This window comes from Streptomyces sp. AC555_RSS877 (genome assembly GCF_019049245.1).
In the GTDB taxonomy this organism is placed as follows: domain Bacteria; phylum Actinomycetota; class Actinomycetes; order Streptomycetales; family Streptomycetaceae; genus Streptomyces.
Genome location: NZ_JAGMUK010000015.1, coordinates 1 through 21,807 on the forward strand (window position 1 = coordinate 1; position 21,807 = coordinate 21,807).

At 68.1% G+C, this 21,807-nt stretch carries 16 protein-coding genes and 1 tRNA gene; 7 read left to right on the top strand and 10 right to left on the bottom strand.

From position 1 onward, the window contains the following. The first annotated feature begins 309 nt into the window (after nucleotides 1-309). The 4 genes from KUM49_RS05775 (at nucleotide 310) to KUM49_RS05790 (ending at nucleotide 6,354) form a co-directional block, all read left to right on the top strand. A complete protein-coding gene (locus KUM49_RS05775) occupies nucleotides 310-852 on the top strand; it encodes a two-component system response regulator (protein ID WP_217235604.1) in 543 nt (180 codons plus the stop codon). A 56-nt stretch (nucleotides 853-908) separates the two neighbouring features. Further along, nucleotides 909-3,410: an aminopeptidase N gene (gene pepN / locus KUM49_RS05780; RefSeq protein ID WP_217235605.1), complete on the top strand. Its 2,502-nt coding sequence runs from the start codon at nucleotides 909-911 to the stop codon at nucleotides 3,408-3,410. Nucleotides 3,411-3,580: 170 nt separating this feature from the next. Continuing rightward, nucleotides 3,581-4,948, top strand: coding sequence for an aminotransferase class V-fold PLP-dependent enzyme (locus KUM49_RS05785; RefSeq protein WP_217235606.1), 1,368 nt, complete (start codon nucleotides 3,581-3,583; stop codon nucleotides 4,946-4,948). Next, nucleotides 4,945-6,354, top strand: coding sequence for a lysine N(6)-hydroxylase/L-ornithine N(5)-oxygenase family protein (locus KUM49_RS05790; RefSeq protein ID WP_217235607.1), 1,410 nt, complete (start codon nucleotides 4,945-4,947; stop codon nucleotides 6,352-6,354). The genes KUM49_RS05785 and KUM49_RS05790 overlap by 4 nt, the downstream gene beginning before the upstream one ends. A 176-nt stretch (nucleotides 6,355-6,530) precedes the next feature. Here KUM49_RS05790 and KUM49_RS05795 read toward each other — a convergent pair whose 3' ends face one another. Continuing rightward, on the bottom strand, nucleotides 6,531-8,336 hold the full coding sequence (locus tag KUM49_RS05795; RefSeq protein ID WP_217235608.1) for a bifunctional UDP-sugar hydrolase/5'-nucleotidase: 1,806 nt from the start codon (nucleotides 8,334-8,336) through the stop codon (nucleotides 6,531-6,533). 138 nt (nucleotides 8,337-8,474) lie between these two features. On the opposite strand from KUM49_RS05795, the gene KUM49_RS05800 reads away from it, so the two are divergent. After that, on the top strand, nucleotides 8,475-9,191 hold the full coding sequence (locus KUM49_RS05800; protein WP_217235609.1) for an SIMPL domain-containing protein: 717 nt from the start codon (nucleotides 8,475-8,477) through the stop codon (nucleotides 9,189-9,191). Between the two features lie 157 nt (nucleotides 9,192-9,348). Next, nucleotides 9,349-10,785: a pyruvate kinase gene (gene pyk, locus KUM49_RS05805; RefSeq protein WP_217235610.1), complete on the top strand. Its 1,437-nt coding sequence runs from the start codon at nucleotides 9,349-9,351 to the stop codon at nucleotides 10,783-10,785. A gap of 35 nt (nucleotides 10,786-10,820) precedes the next feature. On the opposite strand, the gene KUM49_RS05810 is transcribed toward pyk, so the two are convergent. Further along, nucleotides 10,821-11,600 (bottom strand): helix-turn-helix domain-containing protein, encoded by a 780-nt coding sequence (locus tag KUM49_RS05810; RefSeq protein ID WP_217235611.1) that lies wholly within the window; start codon nucleotides 11,598-11,600, stop codon nucleotides 10,821-10,823. A gap of 105 nt (nucleotides 11,601-11,705) precedes the next feature. Continuing rightward, nucleotides 11,706-11,778: transfer RNA gene (locus KUM49_RS05815), tRNA-Leu, on the bottom strand. A gap of 101 nt (nucleotides 11,779-11,879) precedes the next feature. Here KUM49_RS05815 and KUM49_RS05820 point away from each other — a divergent pair. After that, nucleotides 11,880-12,536, top strand: coding sequence for an ANTAR domain-containing response regulator (locus KUM49_RS05820; protein ID WP_053748470.1), 657 nt, complete (start codon nucleotides 11,880-11,882; stop codon nucleotides 12,534-12,536). A 118-nt stretch (nucleotides 12,537-12,654) separates the two neighbouring features. On the opposite strand, the gene KUM49_RS05825 is transcribed toward KUM49_RS05820, so the two are convergent. The 7 genes from KUM49_RS05825 to KUM49_RS05855 form a co-directional block, all read right to left on the bottom strand. Then, complete coding sequence (locus tag KUM49_RS05825) at nucleotides 12,655-13,371, bottom strand: ABC transporter ATP-binding protein (protein WP_217235612.1); 717 nt, start codon at nucleotides 13,369-13,371, stop codon at nucleotides 12,655-12,657. Next, a complete protein-coding gene (locus KUM49_RS49730; RefSeq protein WP_217235613.1) occupies nucleotides 13,368-14,228 on the bottom strand; it encodes an ABC transporter ATP-binding protein in 861 nt (286 codons plus the stop codon). The genes KUM49_RS05825 and KUM49_RS49730 overlap by 4 nt, the downstream gene beginning before the upstream one ends. A 5-nt stretch (nucleotides 14,229-14,233) precedes the next feature. Beyond that, the gene (locus KUM49_RS05835) at nucleotides 14,234-16,024 is read right to left on the bottom strand and encodes a branched-chain amino acid ABC transporter permease (protein WP_217235614.1); all 1,791 of its coding nucleotides are present in this window, start codon (nucleotides 16,022-16,024) and stop codon (nucleotides 14,234-14,236) included. 5 nt (nucleotides 16,025-16,029) lie between these two features. After that, nucleotides 16,030-16,959, bottom strand: coding sequence for a branched-chain amino acid ABC transporter permease (locus KUM49_RS05840; protein ID WP_217235615.1), 930 nt, complete (start codon nucleotides 16,957-16,959; stop codon nucleotides 16,030-16,032). A 132-nt stretch (nucleotides 16,960-17,091) separates the two neighbouring features. After that, the gene (locus KUM49_RS05845; protein ID WP_217235616.1) at nucleotides 17,092-18,321 is read right to left on the bottom strand and encodes a branched-chain amino acid ABC transporter substrate-binding protein; all 1,230 of its coding nucleotides are present in this window, start codon (nucleotides 18,319-18,321) and stop codon (nucleotides 17,092-17,094) included. A 656-nt stretch (nucleotides 18,322-18,977) separates the two neighbouring features. Beyond that, the gene (locus KUM49_RS05850) at nucleotides 18,978-19,466 is read right to left on the bottom strand and encodes a hotdog fold thioesterase (RefSeq protein WP_217235617.1); all 489 of its coding nucleotides are present in this window, start codon (nucleotides 19,464-19,466) and stop codon (nucleotides 18,978-18,980) included. Between the two features lie 54 nt (nucleotides 19,467-19,520). Continuing rightward, complete coding sequence (locus KUM49_RS05855; protein WP_217235618.1) at nucleotides 19,521-21,800, bottom strand: FdhF/YdeP family oxidoreductase; 2,280 nt, start codon at nucleotides 21,798-21,800, stop codon at nucleotides 19,521-19,523. Nucleotides 21,801-21,807: the final 7 nt, after the last annotated feature.

A 21,807-nucleotide genomic window follows, 5' to 3' on the forward strand; every position in this document is an offset into this window, starting at 1 on the left:
AAGCTACTGAACCATCCTCACCTGCGCGAACGCGGCTTACGTACAGGCGGGAGCCTCGACCCGGCCTTCGCCGAGAAGTTCCTGAACTTCATCATCGCCGAAGTGATCAGGCACCACGAGCGCATCGCCGAGGACGCCGTCAACGACTCGACACCCCTGGCGAATTGACCTCCCCGGATGCCCCCGAGGACGTGACACGGGGGCTCCCGAGAGGCATGCTGCGCTGTGCACTCCTTGTCAGCTGACGAGCACTGCCCGTCAGCTCCCCGGACATAAGCTGGTCTGTCCACGAGGGAGGGACGTCGGGCCATGCCGTCGGATGCCAGGATCCTCATCGTCGACGACCACGAGGACACGCTGTACGCCCTGGAGAGCACCCTGGCCCCGCTGGGCTACCGGCTGGGCCGCGCCACCAGCGGCGACGAAGCCCTCAAACAGGTGCTGCGCGGCCTGGTCGGCCTCCTCCTGCTCGACGTCCGCATGCCCGGCGTCAGCGGCCTGGACGTCGTGCGCTACATGCGCCGCGTGGAACAGACCCAGCACATACCCGTCATCCTGCTCACCGGCTTCGGCGCCGACCACGAACTGACCACCACCGCCTTCGCGCTCGGCGTCGCCGACCTCGTCATGAAACCCGTCGACCCCTGGGCGCTGCGCACCAAGGTCCGCTACCTGTTCGACGCGCACCAGCGCCACCGCGCCCTCGAACACGAGGTCCGGGAACTCCGCGCCCTCGTCAAGGACCACGGCGAGGCCGACGAACACCCCGCCCTGCCCCATCCGGACGGCCGCGTTCCCATCCAGCGCGGCCAGGGGGCGCACACCGGGGAGCTCGAACAGGACCGGACATAGGCCGCGTACCGATCCGCCTCTGTGCCAGGTCAGCGGCATCAGGCAGCATGTCCTGCATGTCCGTACTGACGCGCGACGAAGCGCAGACCCGTGCCAAGCTCCTCGACGTTCACAGCTACACGATCGACCTCGATCTGAGCACCGGCGACGAGACCTTCGACTCCCGCACCGTCATCCGGTTCACCGTCCGCGCGAACCAGGACACCACGGACACCTTCGTCGAGATCAAGCCCGCCGAACTGCGCGCCGTCACCCTCGACGGACACCCCCTCGACCCGGAAACCCTGGACGAGAACAGGCTGCCCCTGAAAAACCTCACCCCCGGCGAGCACGAACTGCGCGTCGACGCGGCGATGCACTACTCCCGCACCGGCGAGGGCATGCACCGCTTCACCGACCCCACCGACGGCGAAACCTACCTCTACACCCAACTCGCCATGGAGGACTGCAAGCGCGTCTTCCCCGCCTTCGACCAGCCCGACCTCAAGGCCGTCTTCGACCTGACCGTGAAGGCCCCCGAAGGCTGGACCGTCCTCGCCAACAGCACCACCGAACACCTCGGCGACGGCCACTGGAAGGCCGCACCCACCCCCCTGATCTCCACCTACCTCGTCGCCGTCGCCGCCGGCCCCTGGCACTCCGTACGCACCGAACACCACGGCCTGCCCTTCGGCATCCACTGCCGCCGCTCACTCGCCCCCCACCTCGACGCGGACGCCGACGAACTCTTCGAGATCACCCAGCAGTGCTACGACCGCTACCACGAGAAGTTCGAAGAGCCCTACCCCTTCGACTCCTACGACCAGGCATTCGTCCCCGAGTTCAACTTCGGCGCCATGGAAAACCCCGGACTGGTCACCTTCCGCGACGAGTTCGTCTACCGCTCCGCCGTCACCGACACCGAACGCCAGACCCGCGCCATGGTCATTGCCCACGAGATGGCCCACATGTGGTTCGGCGACCTCGTCACCCTCCAGTGGTGGGACGACATCTGGCTCAACGAGTCCTTCGCCGAGTACATGGGCTACCAGACCCTCACCGAAGCCACCCGCTTCACCGACACCTGGACCGACTTCGGCGTCGCCCGCAAAGCCTGGGGCTACGACGCCGACCAGCGACCCTCCACCCACCCCGTCGCCCCCGACCCGGCCGCCGTCCCCGACACCGCGTCCGCCATGCTCAACTTCGACGGCATCTCCTACGCCAAGGGCGCCTCCGCACTCCGTCAACTGGTGGCCTGGCTCGGCGAGAAGGACTTCCTCGCCGGCATCAACACCCACTTCGCCCGCCACAAGTTCGCCAACGCCACCCTCGCCGACTTCATCGACTCCCTCGCCGCGGGCACCGACCGCGACGTCCACGCCTGGGCCGACGCCTGGCTGCGCACCACCGGAGTCGACACCCTCACGCCACGCGTCACCCCCGGCGACGACGGCACCTGCACCCTCACCGTCGACCACACCGGCAGCCGCCCCCACCGCATCGCCGTCGGCCTCTACGACAGGGACGTCGCCGACGAAGGCCGCCACCTCGTCCTGCGCCAACGCCTCCACCTCGACATCCCGCACACCACCGCCCACCCCATCGGCAAACGCCCCGCCCTGCTCCTCCTCAACGACGGCGACCTCACCTACGCCAAGGTCCGCTTCGACCCCCGCTCCTTCGAAACCGTCCACGCAGCCCTCTCCGGCCTGCCCGAACCCCTCACTCGCGCCGTCGTCTGGAACGCCCTCAGGGACGCCGTCCGCGACGGCGAACTGCCCGCCGCCGCCTACCTGGAAGCCGCCCGCGCCCACCTCCCGCACGAGACCGACCTCGCCCTCGTCCAGGGCGTCCTCGCCTTCGCCGCCGCCCAGGTCACCGACCGCTACCTGAAGCCCGAGGCACGGCCCGCCGCGCTCGCCACCCTCACCGCCCTGTGCCGCGACCTCATCCGCCGCACCGAAGACGGCGACCACCCCGGCCTGCGCCTCATCGCCGTACGCCACTTCATCGACGTCGCCGCCCACCCCGACACCATCGCCGCCTGGCTCGCCGACGGCACCGTCCCCGGCGGCCCCGAACTCGACCCCGAGCTGCGCTGGCGCGTCCTGTCCCGGCTCGCCGTCCTCGGCGCCACCGACGAAGCCGCCATCACGGCCGAACTGGCACGCGACCCCAGCGCCACCGGCCAGGAAGGCGCCGCCCACTGCCGGGCAGCCCTGCCCGACGAGGACGCCAAACAGCGCGCCTGGGAAGCGATGTTCACCGACGACACCCTCTCCAACTACCTGTTCACCGCCACCGCCCGAGGCTTCTGGCAACCCGAACAGGCCGACCTCCTGCAGCAGTACGTACCCCGCTACTTCCAGGACGCCGTCGCCCTCGCCGACCGCCGCGGCCCCGCCATCGCCGACGCCGCCGGCCGCTGGGCCTTCCCCGTCCACGCCATCGACCCGCAGACCCTGAGCCTGGGCGAAGCCTGCCTGAACGACGGCGACGCCATCCCGTCCCTGCGCCGCAAACTCGCCGACCAACTCGACGACCTGGCACGCGCCTTGCGAGTACGGGAGGCATAAACCGGACGACCCCCGGGGCACGGCCGACTCCCCGGCCGGCCGCGCCCCGACACATTTTCCCCGCACGGACGTACCCCCTTTCGGGTTCCGTTCGTTGGGCTTCTCGGGCGCGGCCACGCATGCGCGTACAAGCTGGAACTCCCTCTGCCCAGCGCCCGGAGGACCCACCCATGAGCACACCGAGCCTCGCCTCGGGCCCCCAAGGCCCCCACGCCCTGCGGCCCCTGCTCGACACCGTGCTCCACGCACTGCACGACGGCACCCAGGCACGCGGCGGCCCCCTGCCCGCCGGCGGCCCCGAAGCAGTCGCCGCACGCGTACGCGACGCCGTGGGCGACGTCCTGCCGGACGAAGGCGAACCCGACGCCCTACGACTCCTCGTCCACGCACTCGCCGAAGGTGCCGCCGACCCCGCACACCCCCTGTGCGCCGCCCACCTGCACTGCCCGCCCCTCGCCGTCGCCACCGCCGCCGACCTCGCCGCCTCCGCCCTCAACCCGTCCCTGGACTCCTGGGACCAGGCCCCGGCGGCATCGGAACTCGAAGCACTGGTGACCCGGGCCCTCGCCCAGGAAACCGGTGCCGCCGACGCACTCGTCACCACCGGCGGCACCGAATCCAACCAGCTCGCCCTCCTCCTCGCCCGCGAAACCCACGGCCCCGGTGTCCGCCTCGTCCACGGCGCCAACGCCCACCACTCCCTGCCCCGCGCCGCCTGGCTGCTCGGCCTGCCCGACCCCGTCGTCGTCCCCACCCCCACCGGCACCCTCGACCCCACGGCCCTGGCCCGAGCCCTCACCACCCTCCCCGGCCCGCCCGGCTCCCTCGTCGTAGCCGCCACCGCGGGCACCACCGACGCCGGCCTCATCGACCCCCTCCCCGAGATCGCCGCCCTGTGCCGCGCCCACCACGCCCGCCTGCACATCGACGCCGCCTACGGCGCAGGCCTCCTCTTCAGCGACCGGCACCGCACCCGACTCACCGGCCTCGACGCCGCCCACACCATCACCCTCGACCTGCACAAACTCGGCTGGCAACCCGTCGCCGCCGGTCTCCTCACCGTCAAAGACCCCCACGACCTCGCCGCCCTCGACCAGCACGCCGACTACCTCAACGCCGACGACGACACCGACGCCGGCCTGCCCGACCTCCTCGGCCGCTCCCTGCGCACCAGCCGCCGCCCCGACGTCCTCAAGATCGCCGTCACCCTCAAAACCCTCGGCCGCACCGGCCTCGGCACGCTCGTCGACCAGGTCTGCGACCACGCCCGGACCCTCGCCGACCTGATCCACGACCACCCCGGCCTCGACCTCTACGCCCAGCCCACCATCAGCACGGTCCTGTTCCGGCCCGCCGGCGCCACCGACGACACCGTCGCCGCCGTACGCCGACACCTCCTCACCCACGGCCGAGCCGTCCTCGGCCGCACCCACCTCGACGGCCGCCTCTGGCTCAAAGCCACCCTCCTCAACCCCCACACCCGGCCCGACGACCTCGCCGGACTGCTGAAACTCGTGGAAGGAACCACCCCCCGATGACACACCCCCCACACCACGAGCCCAACCCACCCCGCGACCTCGTCGGCATCGGCATCGGCCCCTTCAACCTCTCCCTCGCCGCCCTCGCCCACCCCCTCACCGCACTCGACACCGTCTTCTACGACCAACGCCCCGCCTTCCACTGGCACCGCGGCCTGCTCATCGACGGCGCCACCATCCAAGTCCCCTTCCTCGCAGACCTCGTCACCCTCGCCGACCCCGCCAGCCCCTGGACCTTCCTCAACTACCTCAAAACCCGCGAACGACTCTTCCCCTTCTACTTCGCCGAGCGCTTCCACATCCAACGCGCCGAATACGACGCCTACTGCCGCTGGGTGTCGGAGAACCTCCCCGCACTCCGCTTCCGCCACCAGGTCGACGCCGTCCGCTGGAACCCCGAACGCGACGTCTTCGAAGTCGACTTCACCCAGCTCGACACGGAAGGAGAAGCCGAAGCCCTCGGCCGGACCTACACCAGGAACATCGCCCTCGGCATCGGCACCGAGCCCTACGTGCCCGAGCCCCTGAAGCCCCTCGTCGAAGCCCCCGCCGTGCCCGTCGTCCACGCCGCCGACTACCTCGACCACCGCGACACGTTCCTCACCGCCGGCCACGTCACCGTCGTCGGCTCAGGACAGTCCGGCGCCGAAATCTTCCTCGACCTGCTCCGCCACCGCCCCGCCGGCCGCGAAAAACTCCACTGGCTCGGCCGCAGCGAGGCCTTCGCACCCATGGAGTACTCCAAGCTCGGCCTGGAACACTTCACCCCCGACTACACCCGCTACTTCCACGCCCTCACCGACACCGTCCGCGACCACCTCGTCACCACCCAGTGGCAACTCCACAAAGGCATCGACGCCGACACCATCGCCGCCATCCACGACGAGCTCTACCGCCGCACCCTGCACGGCGGCTGGCCCGATGCCGTCCTCACCCCCGGCGTCCGCGTCCGCACCGCCGGCCGCATCGCCACCACCAAAATCGAACTCCACCTCGAACACATCCAGCAGAACACCCGCTCCCGCCTCACCACCGACGCCGTCGTCCTCGCCACCGGCCACCGCGAACGCCCCCTCGACCGCATCCTCGCCGGCCTCGACCCCTACCTGCGCCGCGACCACCGCGAACGCCCCCGCGTCGACGAACACTTCCGCCTGATCCTCGACCCCTCCGTCACCGGCACCGCATACATCCAAAACGCCGAACGCCACACCCACGGAGTCGGCACCCCCGACCTCGGCCTCGCCGCCTGGCGCAGCGCCACCATCCTCAACACCCTGACCGGCAAAAACCCCTACCCACTGCCCACACGTACCGCCTTCACCACCTTCGGCCTCGAACCCCGCCCACCCCACATCCCCCAGGCACGGCAAGCCGCCAAAGCCCTCACCCCCCTCGTCGACTGACGGCACGAAAGACGCCGTCATCGACATCGCCGCCGCCGTCGCGGACCCCGACCGACCCGACCGGATCCGCGACGACCACAACAGCGGCGACGGCCGACACGTCAACGACGCCGGCGCCAAAGACATCGCCGACGCCGTGAACGTCACCCCGCTGAACCCGTGATGCCGGAAAACCCCTAGAAAACCGGCGTGCCACCCCGCGTCAGCTTCCAGTCCACCGACGCGAAGTCCTTCGGATCCAGCACACCCTTCGCCGTCACCCACTCCGAAATCCGCGTCCGGATCTCCGTCGACTCCGCCCACAACTCCGGCGCCGACGCCACATGCGGGAACGCCCCACCACCATTGGCCCGGTAGTTGTTCACCGCCAGCACGAACTTCTGCGCATCGTCCAACGCCACACCCTCATACGACAGCTTCTTGATCCGCGAACCCGCCGCCTCGGCCACGTCGATCTCATACGTCAGACCCGACACATAGTCGTAGTTGTAGTCCGGACGGCCACCCGCATTCGTCAGCTTGTCCACGTCGACCACCGCACCCGCCGCCGTCTGCACGAAATACTCCGCCGAGTACTCCAGGTACGCCCTGACCTGCGCACCCGTCATCAACTTCGCCACCAGCGTGTTGTCGTACACATACAGACTCGACAGATCCCGGATCGTCACCTCGCCGGCCGGGATCTCCGACGTACGCGAGAACGGCGACGCCTGCGCGATCACCGGCACCGACGCATACTCCGTCCCCACCAGAGCCGCCCTGACGACGTCCTCCTGCACCTTCGTGATCAGATCGATGATCGGCGCGTCCCTGTACCGCGCATCCACCGTCGTCAGCGCCTCCGTCGCCGTACCGACCACCTGATTGACGTACGCCACCACCACGTCGTGGTCGTCCTTCAGCAACTTCGTGATCTCCGGGTCGTCCGCGACCGCGTTCGAGTTCCGCACCGACGCTGACACCGACTCGACCGCCCAACGCCCCTTCGAGAAAACCAACTCGAAGTCGAACAGCGACAGCCGCTCCGCATACGCCAACGGCTCCGACAGCACCACCGTCCTCCCGGTCTTCTCGTTCGTGACCAGCAGCTCCGGAATCTCCACATGCGCGTGCCCGACCAGAATCGCGTCGATCCCCGGCACCTGCTGCGCAACCAACGCCGCCGAGTTCTCCACGTACGGCAACTGGTCACCGTACGACGACGTCCCCGACGAACCCGAGTGCGCCGACACGACCACCACGTCCGCACCCATCGACCGCAGCTTCGGCACCCACTTCGCCGCCTGCTCCTCAAGCCCCGGGAACGTCAACCTGCCCTGCACATACGCCTTGTCCCAGATCGCGATACCCGGATTCGTCAACCCCAGCACCGCCACCGTCACCGGCGGAGCACCCTTCACCCGGAACTTCTTCATGAAATACGGCGGAAAAGCCGGCTTCAACGTCTTCGCGTCCAACGCGTTCGCACCAAGCAGCGGGAAATCACACTGCTCCTCGAACTTGCGCAGCGTCTCGATGCCGTAATTGAACTCGTGATTCCCGAGCGCCACCGCGTCATAACCGATCGCATTCATGGCCGCCGCCATCGGATGCACCGGACCACCCTCAGCGGTGATCGGATCCACCTTCGCGTAGTAATACGTCAGCGGAGTGCCCTGGATCGTGTCACCCGCGTCCAGCAACAGCGTGTTGCCACGGCCCTTCTCCTCGCGGACCTGGTTCACCAGCGTCGACACCCGCGCCAGACCCTGCGCGTTGCCCTTGGCGTCCGAGTACTCCGCGTCCTTGAAGTAGTCCCAGTTGAAGATGTGACCGTGCAGGTCGGTCGTCCCCATCACCGTCAGCGAGTACCGCTTCGCCGGCCGGGCACCCTTCCTCGCCTCCGCGGCCTCCGCCGCCGGAGCCGCCACCGCACTCGCCAGCGCCACCCCCGCCCCGGTCACGGCGGACTTCTTCAGGAACTTCCGGCGGTTCAACGGCATGTCTGGTTCTCCTCGGGCAACGGTCAACAACGCGCGTAGATTCTGACCCGGACATGCCGCACGGCAATAGACCCCACAGGTTTCGATCTGGTGACCAGCAGGGGCGTCAAACAGGTGAGAACTGACAGAGTGGGACGTATGACCACCCCACCATCCGAGGAGCCCCAGCCCGCCGTCCCCTACGGCACCCCCGACGCACCCCGCATCGCCGTCCGCGGCGAAGCACGCCTCGAAGTCGACCCCGAAATCGCCCGCATCGGCATCACCGTCGCCTCCCGCGGCAAAGACCGCCGAGCCGCCCTCGACGACCTCACCCGCCGCAACACCGCCGCCCTCGACCTCATCAAGACCTACGGCGCAGCAGTCGAAAAACTGGAGACCGGCTCCTTCTCCATCACCCCACAACTCAAAGAAGGCCGCGGCGAACGCATCCACGCCTACCACGGCCGCGTCCACATCACCGCCGAACTCACCGACTTCACCGCCCTCGGCGAACTCACCACCCGCCTCGCCGACCAGGACCTCACCCGCGTCGACGGCCCCTGGTGGGCCCTGCGCCCCAACTCGCCCGCCCACAGGCAAGCCCGGCAGCAGGCCGTACGAGAAGCCGTCCAGCGCGCCAGGGAGTACGCCGAAGCGCTCGGGACGTCACTGGCCGCCCTGGTCGAGCTCGCCGACATAGGCGCCGAAAGCTCCACGCCGGCCTCCCCCGCCCGGCCGAGCGGCGGCCGTATGCGCTCAGCGGCCTACGCGGCCGAGGACACCGCCGCCGCCCCCCTCGACCTCGAACCCCAACGCCAACGCGTCCAGGCCCAGGTCAACGCACGCTTCACCATGGCCCCACCACAGCTGTAGAAGTAATGGTCATAAGAATGCGTCGGGGTGTTCCTAAATGCTCATCAGAGCACCCCGACGCACAATTCAACACTTGTGAATAGCGCTTCACCCAAAGCTCGTCGAGCAGTCACCCACGACCAATTCCCTACCCACCGGTAAGCTCTAGGCTCGAAACATGCGCCGAGCAAAAATCGTCTGCACCCTGGGCCCCGCCACCGACACGTACGACCAGATCAAAGGACTGGTCGACGCCGGAATGGACTTCGCCCGATTCAACCTCAGCCACGGCACCCACGCCGAACACGAGGAGCGCTACCACCGCGTACGCAAGGCCTCCGACGAGACCGGCCACAGCGTCGGCACCCTCGCCGACCTACAAGGCCCGAAGATCCGCCTCGGCCACTTCACCGAAGGACCCGTACTCCTCGAACGCGGCGACACCTTCACCATCACCGTGGAAGAAGGCGCCAAAGGCGACCGCCTCACCTGCGGAACCACCTACCCCGGCCTCGCCACCGACGTCACCCCCGGCGAACACATCCTCGTCGACGACGGCAAAGTCTGCCTCGAAGTCACCACCATCGACGGCCCCCGCGTCCACACCACCGTCGTCGAAGGAGGCATGATCTCCGACCACAAAGGACTCAACCTCCCCGGCGCCGCCGTCTCCGTCCCCGCCCTCACCGACAAAGACGAAGCAGACCTCCGCTGGGCCCTGCACGCCGGCTTCGACGTCATCGCCCTCTCCTTCGTCCGCACCGGCCGCGACATCGACGACGTTCACCGCATCATGGACGAAGAAGGCCGCCGCCTCCCCGTCATCGCCAAGATCGAAAAACCCCAGGCCGTCGACGCCATCGACGACATCGTCGCCGCCTTCGACGGCATCATGGTGGCCCGAGGCGACCTGGGCGTCGAAATGCCACTGGAACAGGTCCCACTCGTCCAGAAACGCGCGATCAAACTCGCCAAGCGCAACGCCAAACCGGTCATCGTCGCCACGCAGATGCTCGACTCGATGATCGACAACTCCCGCCCCACAAGGGCCGAAGCCAGCGACGTGGCCAACGCGGTCATCGACGGCACCGACGCCGTGATGCTGTCCGGCGAGACCAGCGTCGGCAAGCACCCCATCGAAACCGTCACCACCATGGCGAAGATCGTCGAAGCCGCCGAGGAAGACATCCTGGCGAAGGGCCTCCCGCCCCTCACCGAACGCAACAAGCCACGAACGCAGGGCGGCGCGGTCGCCCGAGCGGCCGCCGAAATGGGCGACTTCCTCGGCGCCAAGTTCCTCGTCGCCTTCACCCAGTCCGGCGACACCGTCCGCCGCCTGTCCCGCTACCGCTCACCGATCCCGCTCCTGGCTTTCACGCCGGAACCCGCGACCCGCTCCCAGCTCAGCCTCACGTGGGGCGTGGAGACGTTCCTCGGCCCCGAGGCCGACTCCACCGACGCCATGGTCGACCAGGTGGACGAGATGCTGCTGAAGTACGGCCGCTGCGAGCAGGGCGACACCGTGGTCATCACGGCGGGCTCCCCGCCGGGAGTCCCGGGCTCGACGAACCTCGTGCGGGTGCACCACATCGGGGAGGACGACGGTCGCAAGTAGGCGGGCGCAGGGCCCCTCTTGAGGAGGGGCCCGGTTCAGTGCTTGGGGCCTACGTGGGTGTCCATGAGGGCGACGGAGGCTTTGCGAGCGACGGAGATGTTGTACGGGTTGCCGTTCCGCGTGCAGTGCGTCCATTCGATGCCGAGCTTGTCGAGGGTGTCGGTGTAGAGCTGCCGGATGTCGTTGGACACGTTGGTGAAGAAGTACCGGGGGTATTCGTAGCGCTTGCTCTCACCGGCGACGAGGCGAGTGGTCCAGTTGGTGATGCGGCAGCCGTCGGAGTGGATGAGGCCGCGGATGAATTCCCAGGGGTGCGCATCGACGATGGCTTGCTGCCAGGGTTCGAGAGCGATGGTGCGCTCGTGCTTCTTGCCGGGGCCGTGCTGGGGGAACATGCAGGTCCAGTGCTTCGTGTACGACTTCACCTCGACGCAGCCGGGTTTGTAGCGCTGTCTGACGCTAGGGAGCGCCATGACCTTGCGCATGGCTTCCTCAGCGGCGGCGATCAGCCCGGTCTGGGTTGCATTGCAGAAGACGGACAGGTGGTGCTGCTTGGGCTTCGAGACGATGTGCCCATCGCCGAGGTAGAGGCCGAGCAGGTAGGCGTACGCGACTACGTCGAACGCGCGCCCTGTGCATCGCGGGCAGTCCGTTGGCTGCTCGTAAGTCTCGCCGCGCGCTTTGCGGTCCTCGCTGCGCCACCAACCAACGGTCCCTCGCGGAATGTTGAGGCGCTCCGCGACGATGCGATTAGAGACTCCCTGGCGCATGAGGGCGACAGCTTGAACGCGAATCGAAGGACTGTGCTGTTCCATACGGTCACTCTGTGAGAGTGATCGCCGCGACACGCAGCAAAAAGCGGATGTTCACGAGAACGTGGACATCCGCTTTTTATGGTGGCCTTCAAATCGAAGGAAAAGTGCCCCGGGTGGGATTCGAACCCACGCTGTCGGTGGTTTGAGCACCGTGTCTCTTCCGCTGGACTACCGGGGCTTCCTGTGAAACAAAGGTTGGCGGTCACCCGCCGTGCCCCCACCTTACCGCAGCTAGGTAGGCTCTTGTCAGCAGCACCCGCCCCTGAACGAGGAGCCCCCGTGACCGCCCCCGAGTCGCCCCAGCCCGTAGACGCGCCCGACGACGACAAGTCGCACGTGCCTCCGCTGACGACCCGTGTCGTCATCGCCGAGGATGAGGCGCTGATTCGTCTCGACCTCAAAGAGATGCTGGAGGAAGAGGGCTACAGCGTCGTGGGCGAGGCCGGTGACGGCGAGCAGGCCGTCGAGCTTGCTCGCGAGCACAAGCCGGACCTCGTGATCCTCGATGTGAAGATGCCCAAGCTCGACGGGATCTCCGCGGCGGAGAAGATCGCCGAGGAGCGCATCGCGCCCGTGCTGATGCTGACCGCCTTCTCGCAGCGTGACCTGGTCGAGCGTGCCCGGGATGCCGGTGCGATGGCGTATCTGGTGAAGCCGTTCAGCAAGAGTGATGTCGTGCCGGCGATCGAGATGGCGGTGTCGCGCTTCACGGAGTTGCGGGAGCTGGAGAACGAGGTCGCGGACCTCACCCTGCGTCTGGAGACGCGGAAGCTGGTGGACCGTGCGAAGTCGATTCTTCAGACGGAGTACGGGCTGACCGAGCCGGCCGCGTTCCGTTGGATTCAGAAGACGTCGATGGATCGTCGGATGTCGATGCAGCAGGTCGCCGAGGCGGTCATTCAGGACGCTGACGAGAAGAAGAACGGCAAGGGCTGAGACCCCCTTCGCGCCACGTACGACGAGGCCCGCGTCCCGGATTCGGGGGCGCGGGCCTCGTCATGCAGGCAACTCGTCATGCAGGCAACTCGTCGTGCGGGCAAGTCGCAAGCGTGTCCTAGTCCTCGCCGAGGTATGCCTTGCGGACCGATTCGTCGTGGAGCAGGTTTTCGCCGGTGCCGGAGACGACGATGCTGCCGACCTCCATGACGTGTCCCTGGTCGGCCAGGGAGAGTGCGGCTTGGGCGTTCTGTTCGACGAGGAGGATGGTCGTGCCGGTGGACTTGAGCTCGGCGATGGTGGCCATGATCTTCTGCATCATGATGGGGGAGAGGCCCATGGAGGGTTCGTCCAGCATGAGGAGCTTGGGCCGGGACATCAGGGCGCGGCCCATGGCCAGCATCTGCTGCTCGCCGCCGGAGAGGGTTCCTGCGGCTTGCCTGCGGCGTTCTCCGAGGATGGGGAAGAGGTCGTAGGCGCGCTGGATGTCCTTTTCGATGCCTTCCTTGTCCTTCCTGAGGAAGGCGCCGAGTTGGAGGTTTTCGGCGATGGTGAGGCGGGGGAAGATGTGGCGGCCTTCGGGGGAGTGGGCCAGTCCGAGGGCGACGATCTTGTGGGCGGGGATGCCGGTGAGGGGCTTGCCGTCGAAGATGATCTTTCCGGAGGCCGGCTTGAGGAGGCCCGAGAGGGTGCGCAGGGTGGTGGTTTTGCCGGCGCCGTTGGTGCCGATGAGGGTGACGACCTGGCCGGCGTCGACGCTGAAGGAGATGCCTTTGACGGCTTCGATTTTGCCGTAGGCGACCCGGAGGTCTTCGACCTCAAGCAGTGCGGTCACTGGGCGTCTCCTTTGGTGCTGGTGGTGCTCTGTGCGTCGGTTGCGGCCTCCACGGCGGCGATTTCCGCGGCTTCGGCTTCGCCGGGTTCGCCTTCGAACGGTTCGCCGAGGTAGGCGGCGATGACGCGTTCGTCGGCCTGGACGACGGCGGAGGTGCCTTCGACGAGTTTTTCGCCCTGGACGAGGACGGCGACGCGGTCGCACAGGTTGAAGATGAAGCGCATGTCGTGCTCGATGACGAGGACGGCGATGCCCATGTCGCGGATGGCGAAGACGAGTTCTTCGGTGGTCCGCGTTTCCTGGGGGTTCATGCCGGCGGTCGGTTCGTCGAGCAGGAGGAGGCCTGGTTCGGAGGCCAGTGCGCGGGCGATTTCGAGCTTGCGCTGTTCGCCGTAGGGGAGGTTGCGTGCCAGGTGGTCGCGCTTGTGGGCGAGGCCGATGAACTCCAGGAGTTCCATGGCGCGTTCTTCGCTGGCCTTTTCGGCCTTCTTGAAGCCGGGGCCGCGCAGGAGGGCGGACCAGAGGCCTTCTTTGGTGCGGGTGTGGCGGCCGACGAGGACGTTTTCCAGGACCGTCATGTTGGCGAACAGGCGGATGTTCTGGAAGGTGCGGGCGATGCCGGCCTGGGTGACGAGGTGGGGCTTGGGGGGGAGGACGGTGCCCTTGTAGGAGACCGTGCCTTCGGTGGGGATGTAGAGGCCGGTCAGGCAGTTGAAGAAGGTGGTTTTGCCGGCGCCGTTGGGGCCGATGAGGCCGACGATTTCGCCGGTGTTGACGGTGAAGTCGACGGAGCGTACGGCGGTGAGGCCGCCGAAGCGCATGGTGACGTCGCGGGCTTCGAGTACTGGTGTCGTCATGTCGTTCACGCCCCCGCCTTGGTGACGGTTGCCGGTTCGTCGGTCAGCGTCGTTTGTTGTGGTACGTCGAGTTGGCCGGTTTCGTGGAATTCCAGCTGGTTGCGACGGTTGGCGATGATGCCTTCGGGGCGGAAGCGCATCAGGAGGATGAGCGCGATGCCGAAGGCGAGCAGTGACTTGTCCTGGAGGAAGACGAGCTTCTCGGGGAGCAGGTAGAGCAGGGCGGCGCCGAGGATGGGGCCGGCGACGGTGCCCATGCCGCCGAGGACGACTGCGGCGAGGAGGAAGGCCGAGTTCGGCGGGGTGGAGCCGGCGAACTGGTACGGCGTCGGGACGACGCTGTAGGTGACGTGGGCGCTGACGGTGCCGGCGAGGCCGGCGAGGGCGGCGCCGAGGGCGAAGGCGATGAGTTTGACGCGGAAGCCGTTGATGCCCATGGCGGTGGCGGCGGTCTCGTCTTCGCGGATGGCGATCCAGGAGCGGCCGATGCGGGAGTCGGCGGCGCGGGTGTACACCAGGACGACGATCGCCATGATGAGGACCATCAGCAGGTAGTAGTTGGCGAAGCGGCCGAGGGTGAAGCCGGCTACGTCGTGTGCTTCGCCGAAGTTGAACCCGAAGAAGCTGAGGTCGGGGATGGACGGGATGCCGTTGGGGCCGTTGGTGATGTCCGGGCCGGAGACGCCGTCCATGTTGTTGACGGCGATGCGGAAGATCTCGCCGAAGCCGAGGGTGACGATGGCGAGGTAGTCGCCGCGCAGTCGCAGGGTGGGGGCGCCGATGAGGACGCCGAAGATGAGGCTGGCGGCGGCGCCGGCGAGGGCGGCGGCCCAGAAGGGGAACTGGACGCCGGAGAAGCGGGAGAACTCGGAGCCGGAGACGAGGGCGGCGGTGTAGGCGCCGACGCCGAGGAAGGCGACGTATCCGAGGTCGAGGAGTCCGGCGAGGCCGACGACGATGTTGAGGCCGAGGGCGACGGTTCCGAAGATGAGGATGTTGACGCCGATGTTGGCGTAGTGGTCGTCGGTCTGGGTGAAGGGGAACGCGATGGCCGCGAGGAAGCCCATGGCGAGCGTGAAGCTGCGGTTGTGGGCGACGATGCGGGAGAAGCGGTCCATGACGCCTGCGGTGTGCAGGGCCCAGGTGAAGAAGACGACGACGAAGAGGTAGCCGATGAAGAGTTCGCCGTACTCGGTGTCGATGCCGTAGGTGAAGACGGCGAGGCCGAGGATGGTGGCGAGGGTGATGACGGCGCGTTCCAGCCAGGGGGTGAGGGGCTGGGGTGCGGGGATCGCGTCGGGCTTGGTGATGTACGCCTTGAGGCTTTCCTTGGTGCTGTTTTCGCCGACTCCTTGTTGGGGGAGGGCGAAGGCGCCGAGGACGGGCAGCAGGGAGGCGATGGCTGCGATCCAGCCGCCGGGTTCGAGGTTGACGACGCCGCCGAGGTTGTTGGCGATGGCGATGACGGTGAACCAGGTGGTGCCGAGGCCGCCGAGGGCGGCGAGGGCGAGGGGGGCGTTGTTGCGGGCGGGCAGGAGCCAGCCGAGGCCGCGGACGCCGTAGAGGGCGAGGGCGAAGAGGGTGGTGAGGAGGCCGGCGGTGAAGGTGAGCCATTGCAGGCCGCCGGGGTAGCCGTTGATGGTGAGGTCGCCGGGGAATTCTGAGGTCCAGGTCCAGGCGAGGAAGGCGGAGGCGGCGGTGGCTATGCCGCCGCCGAGGAGGAGGCCGCGGGCGGCTGCTTCCGGGAGGGGGATGAGGCCGCGGGTGGCGGGGGTGGTTTTGGTGATGTCGGTCATCGTGATCACGCCCTGTCCGCGACGCGTTCGCCGAGTAGGCCTTGTGGCCTCACGAGGAGGACGATGATGAGGAGGGCGAAGGCCCAGACGTTGGCCCAGCCCTGGCCGCCGAGTTGCTGCATGCCGGGGATGCCGTCGATGTAGGCGGAGGCGAGGGTTTCGGCGATGCCGAGGACGATGCCGCCGAGCATGGCGCCGTAGATGTTGCCGATGCCGCCGAGGACGGCGGCGGTGAACGCCTTGAGGCCCATGAGGAAGCCCATGCGGTAGTCGACGTTGCCGTACTTGAGGCCGTAGGCGACGGCTGCCACGGCGGCGAAGAAGCCGCCGATCGCGAAGGCGATGACGATGATGCGGTTGGTGTCGATGCCCATGAGCTGGGCGGTGTCCGGGTCCTGCGCGGTGGCCTGCATGGCGCGGCCGGTGCGGCTCTTGCGGACGAAGAAGGCGAGGCCGGACATGCAGATGATCGCGGCGGCGATCAGGAAGATGTCGGCGTCCTTGATGGTGATGGAGCCGATGTCGTGGGTGGCGTCGAGGCCGGGGAAGGCGCGGGCGCGGTCGGCGTCGGGGTAGAAGTTGCGGACGACCTCCTGGAGCGCCAGGGAGAGGCCGATGGCGGTGATGAGCGGTGCTAGCCGTGGTGCTCCGCGCAGTGGCCGATAGGCGAATCGTTCCGCTCCGACGGCGATGAGGATGGCGACGATGGCGCCGCCCAGGAGCATCAGGGGGATGGCGAGGGCCATCGCTGTGCCGTCGGGGAGGATGTAGAAGTAGACCGTGAGTGCGCCGAAGGCGCCGGTCATGAAGATCTCGCCGTGCGCGAAGTTGATGAGCTGGACGATGCCGTACACCATCGTGTAGCCGATGGCGATGAGCCCGTACATCGAGCCTAGGAGCAGCCCGTTGGCCAGCTGCTGCGGCAGGGTGTTCACCGCATGGCCTCCATGTCGCTGGTGGTCGTGTGCACTGGATGCGTGCCGGGGGGTGGTCTGGGTGTGGAAACGGGCCGCGCGGTCGGGGTCCCCTTCCGCGCGGCCCGGTGGTGAGGTGTGCTGGGGCCTTGATCAGCCGAGGTCGGCGGTGCCGGTCTCGACAGCCTTCCAGGCACCCTTTTCGACCTGGTAGACGGTGAGCTGCTTGTTCGTGGTGTCGCCGTACTCGTCGAAGGCGACCTTGCCGCTGATGCCTTCGAAGTCGGACTTCTGGACTTCGGCGACGACGCTGGAGCGCAGCTTGTTGATGTCGGAGGGGACTTCGCCGTTGTTGGCGTCCACGGCGGCCTTCACGGCCTTGATGATGGCGGTGGTGGCGTCGTAGGAGTAGGCGCCGTAGGCGCCGTAGTCACCCTTGTAGCCCTTGGCCTTGTACGTCTCGATGAACGTCTTGGCGGCGGGGAGGGTGTCGGCGGGGACGCCGACGGAGGTGACGAGGTCGCCCTCGGAGGAGGCTCCGGCGGTCTCGATGTAGGTGGAGGCGAACATGCCGTCGCCGCCGAACAGCGGGATGTCGACGCCGCCGTCCTTCATCTGCTTGGTGATCAGCGAGGACTCGTCGTACTGGCCGCCGTAGTAGAGCAGGTCGGCGCCGGAGTTCTTGATCTTGGTGACGAGGGAACCGAAGTCCTTGTCGCCGGTGTTGACGTGGTCGGTCTGGACGACCGTGCCGCCGAGCTTCTTGAACTGCTCGTTGAAGATCTTCGCCAGGCCGGCGCCGTAGGTCTGCTTGTCGTCGACGACAAACGCCTTCTTCTTCTTGAGCTTGTTGAAGGCGTAGCCGGCGGCGAAGCCGCCCTGCAGCTCGTCGGTGGTGGCGGTGCGGAAGTACGTCTTGTACGGCCGCTTCTTGTCCGTCTGCCAGTTCTTGCCCTGGGTCAGCTCGGGGTTGGTGTTCGAGGGGGAGATCTGGACCATGTCGGCCGAGGCGAACACCTGCTGCATGGTCTGGGCGACGCCGGAGTTCAGGGGGCCGACGGCGCCGACGACGGTCTTGTCGCCGACGAGGGCCGTGGCGTTGGACTGGCCGGTGGCGGGCTGGGCCTTGTCGTCCAGGGCCTTGATCTTGAACTTGACGCCGGGGACGAGGTTGTTCTTGTTGGCGTCGTCGACGGCGATCTGGGAGCCGTACTGGATGCCGAGGCCGGTGGTGGAGTTCTCACCGGAGAGCGGGGCGTCCACGCCGATCGTCAGGGTGGTCGAGTCCCCGTTGTCGCCGGTGTCGCCGCCGTTGTCGTCTCGGGAGCCGCAGGCGGTGAGCGTCAGAGCTCCAGTCGCGAGGACGGAGGTAAGTATCACCATGGAACGTCGCACAATCAGTCCTTTCCGCAGTCACTGCCATCCCTGTGGGGGCGGCGGGTGCCGCGCTGGTACCGAACTCCCGATGGAGCGGTGACTGGCCGTGACTCTAAGCCCGGTCTGTGGGCAGGGGCATCGTCGTGGGCTGGCTTGTGACTTTCTTGTTATGACGTGATGGAGGACGAAGTTCGCGGAAGGGAGGTCTCGGCCGGTTTGGCCGGTTTTCTCTTCGGTCCGCATTCTGAGAACGTGCACTTCCGCTTGGCCGTGGGTGCTGGTGGCGTGGGGGAGGGGCCGCGGGCGGTGTGGTGGAGCTGGGGAAGGTGGCGGGGGAGCGTGGCGCCGAACAGGGAAGTGTGGCGCTGTATTGCGCGCATGTTACGCAGCGTTACGCCGGGAAAGGGTTTGCGCCTTGCGTTGTGGGGGTGGTCGGGGCCGTGTCGGGGGGTGCCCGTCCTCGGAACGGCGCGGAATCGGTTGGCTGTCGAGGTGCCGGTGTTGACGCGCCAACCGCTGCGGGTGGACACCCCCCGACACGGCCCCTTGCCGCCGTACGCGGGTGCGGGAGCGCGCGCCTTGTGACGCCGGTGGCGGCCGGGCGAGGCCCGCCTCTCGGCCGACCGAGTCGGCGCCGGGCGCGGGTCAGGCGAGCGGCATGGTCATCGCGCGGCGCGGATGTTGGCCTCGTCGGCGGGTGACGCGTCCCGCAGGAGGCAGGTCAGGCGGGCGGTGCACACCCGTCGCCCCGCCTCGTCGCTGATGACGATCTCGTACGTCGCCGTGGACCGCCCTTGATGTACGGGTGTCGCGACTCCGGTGACCAGTCCCGACCGTGCTCCCCGGTGGTGCGTGCAGTTGAGGTCGACGCCGACCGCGATCTTCGAGCTGCCGCCGTGCAGCATCGCTCCCACGGAGCCGAGCGTCTCGGCGAGGACGGCGGACGCGCCCCCGTGCAGCAGCCCGTACGGCTGGGTGTTCCCCTCGACCGGCATCGTTCCGACGACCTGCTCCGCCGACGCCTCCACGATCTGTACGCCCATCCGCGTGCCGAGGTGGCCCGCGGAGAACAGGGAGAGGAGGTCCACCCCGAGCGCGGCGTATTCGTCGATGACCTCTTGCGGGAACTTCACGTGCTGCTGCTCGCCCATGGCGCCCGGCTCCGTTCGTGGTGATCGGTACGGCTGTCTCGGCTGAGCAAGCGCTCAGTCGGTTGCCGATTGTTCCAGACGTACGACGACGGACTTGCTGGCCGGGGTGTTGCTGGTGTCGGCGGTGGCGTCGAGGGGGACGAGGACGTTGGTCTCGGGGTAGTAGGCGGCCGCACAGCCCCGTGCCGTCGGGTAGTGCACGACCCGGAATCCGGGTGCCCGCCGCTCGGTCCCGTCCTTCCACTCGCTGACGAGGTCGACGTACGCCCCGTCGGAGACGCCCAGTGTGCGAGCGTCCTCGGGGTTCACCAGGACGACCCGGCGGCCGTTCTTGATGCCTCGGTAGCGGTCGTCGAGGCCGTAGATCGTGGTGTTGTACTGGTCGTGCGAGCGCAGGGTCTGCAGGAGGAGACGGCCCTCGGGCAGCTTCGGGTACTCGACGGGCGCGGCGGTGAAGTTGGCCTTGCCGGTGGCTGTGGGGAAGCGGCGTTCGTCGCGCGGGGCGTGGGGGAGGGCGAAGCCGCTGGGGTCCGCCACGCGCGTGTTGAAGTTCTCGAAGCCGGGGATGACGCGGGCGATGCGGTCGCGGATGGTGGCGTAGTCCTTCTCGAACTCCTCCCACGGCACCTTGCTGTCCTCGCCGAGCACGCGGCGGGCGAGGCGGCACACGATCGCCGGCTCGGACAGCAGGTGGGTGCTCGCGGGCTCCAGGCGGCCGCGGGAGGCGTGCACCATGCCCATGGAGTCCTCGACGGTGACGAACTGCTCGCCGCTGCCCTGGAGGTCGCGTTCGGTGCGGCCGAGGGTGGGGAGGACGAGGGCACGCGCGCCCGTGACGGCGTGTGAGCGGTTGAGTTTCGTCGACACGTGCACGGTGAGGCGTGCGCGTCGCATGGCCGCCTCCGTGACGTCGGTGTCGGGGGAGGCCGAGACGAAGTTGCCGCCCATGGCGAAGAAGACCTTCGCCTTGTCGTCGCGCATCGCGCGGATGGCGCGTACGACGTCGTAGCCGTGGTGCCGGGGCGGCGCGAAGCCGAACTCCTTTTCCAGGGCGTCCAGGAAGGCGGGCGAGGGGCGTTCGAAGATGCCCATGGTGCGGTCGCCCTGCACGTTCGAGTGGCCGCGCACCGGGCACACGCCCGCGCCGGGGCGGCCGATGTTTCCGCGCAGGAGGAGGAAGTTGACCACCTCGCGGATGGTCGGCACGGAGTGCTTGTGCTGGGTGAGGCCCATCGCCCAGCACACGATCGTGCGCTTCGAGGCGAGGACCATGCCGAGGGCGCGTTCGATGTCCTGCTGGGACAGGCCGGTGGCGGTGAGCGTCTCGTCCCAGTCGGCGGCCCGGGCCTCGGCTGCGAACTCCTCGTATCCGTGGGTGTGTTCGCGGACGAACTCCTCGTCGACCGCGCCCTCCGTCTCGAGGATGAGCTTGTTCAGGAGGCGGAAGAGGGCCTGGTCGCCGCCGATGCGGATCTGCAGGAACAGGTCGGTGAGTGCTGCGCCCTTGAGCATGCCCTGGGGGGTCTGCGGGTTCTTGAAGCGTTCCAGGCCGGCCTCGGGCAGCGGGTTGACGCTGATGATCTTCGCGCCGTTGGCCTTGGCCTTCTCCAGGGCGGAGAGCATGCGCGGGTGGTTGGTGCCGGGGTTCTGGCCGGCGACGACGATCAGGTCGGCTTTGTAGAGGTCTTCGAGCAGGACGCTGCCCTTGCCGACGCCGATGGTCTCCGTCAGGGCCGAACCGGACGATTCGTGACACATGTTGGAGCAGTCCGGCAGGTTGTTCGTGCCGAGCTCGCGGGCGAAGAGCTGGTAGAGGAAGGCGGCCTCGTTGCTGGTGCGCCCGGAGGTGTAGAAGAGGGCCTCGTCGGGGGAGGCGAGGGCGGTGATCTCCTCGGCGACGATGTCGAAGGCGCGCTCCCAGGTCACCGGCTCGTAGTGGGTGCCGCCTTCGGGCAGATACATGGGGTGGGTCAGCCGGCCCTGCTGGCCGAGCCAGTAGCCGCTCCTGGTCGCGAGGTCGGCGACGGGGTGCGCGGCGAAGAACTCCGGGGTGACCCGGCGCAGGGTGGCCTCCTCGGCGACCGCTTTCGCGCCGTTCTCGCAGAACTCCGCCGCGTGCCGGTGCTCCGGCTCCGGCCAGGCGCAGCCCGGGCAGTCGAAGCCGTCCTTCTGGTTGACGCGCAGGAGGGTCAGGGCGGTGCGCTTCACGCCCATCTGCTGCTGCGCCATGCGCAGGGAGTGCCCGATGGCCGGGATCCCCGCGGCCGCGTGCTTCGGCTCGGCGACCTGTGGCGCGTCCTGAACCGGATCTGCCTTGGGCGGCTTCGTTGCCATGGCGCGC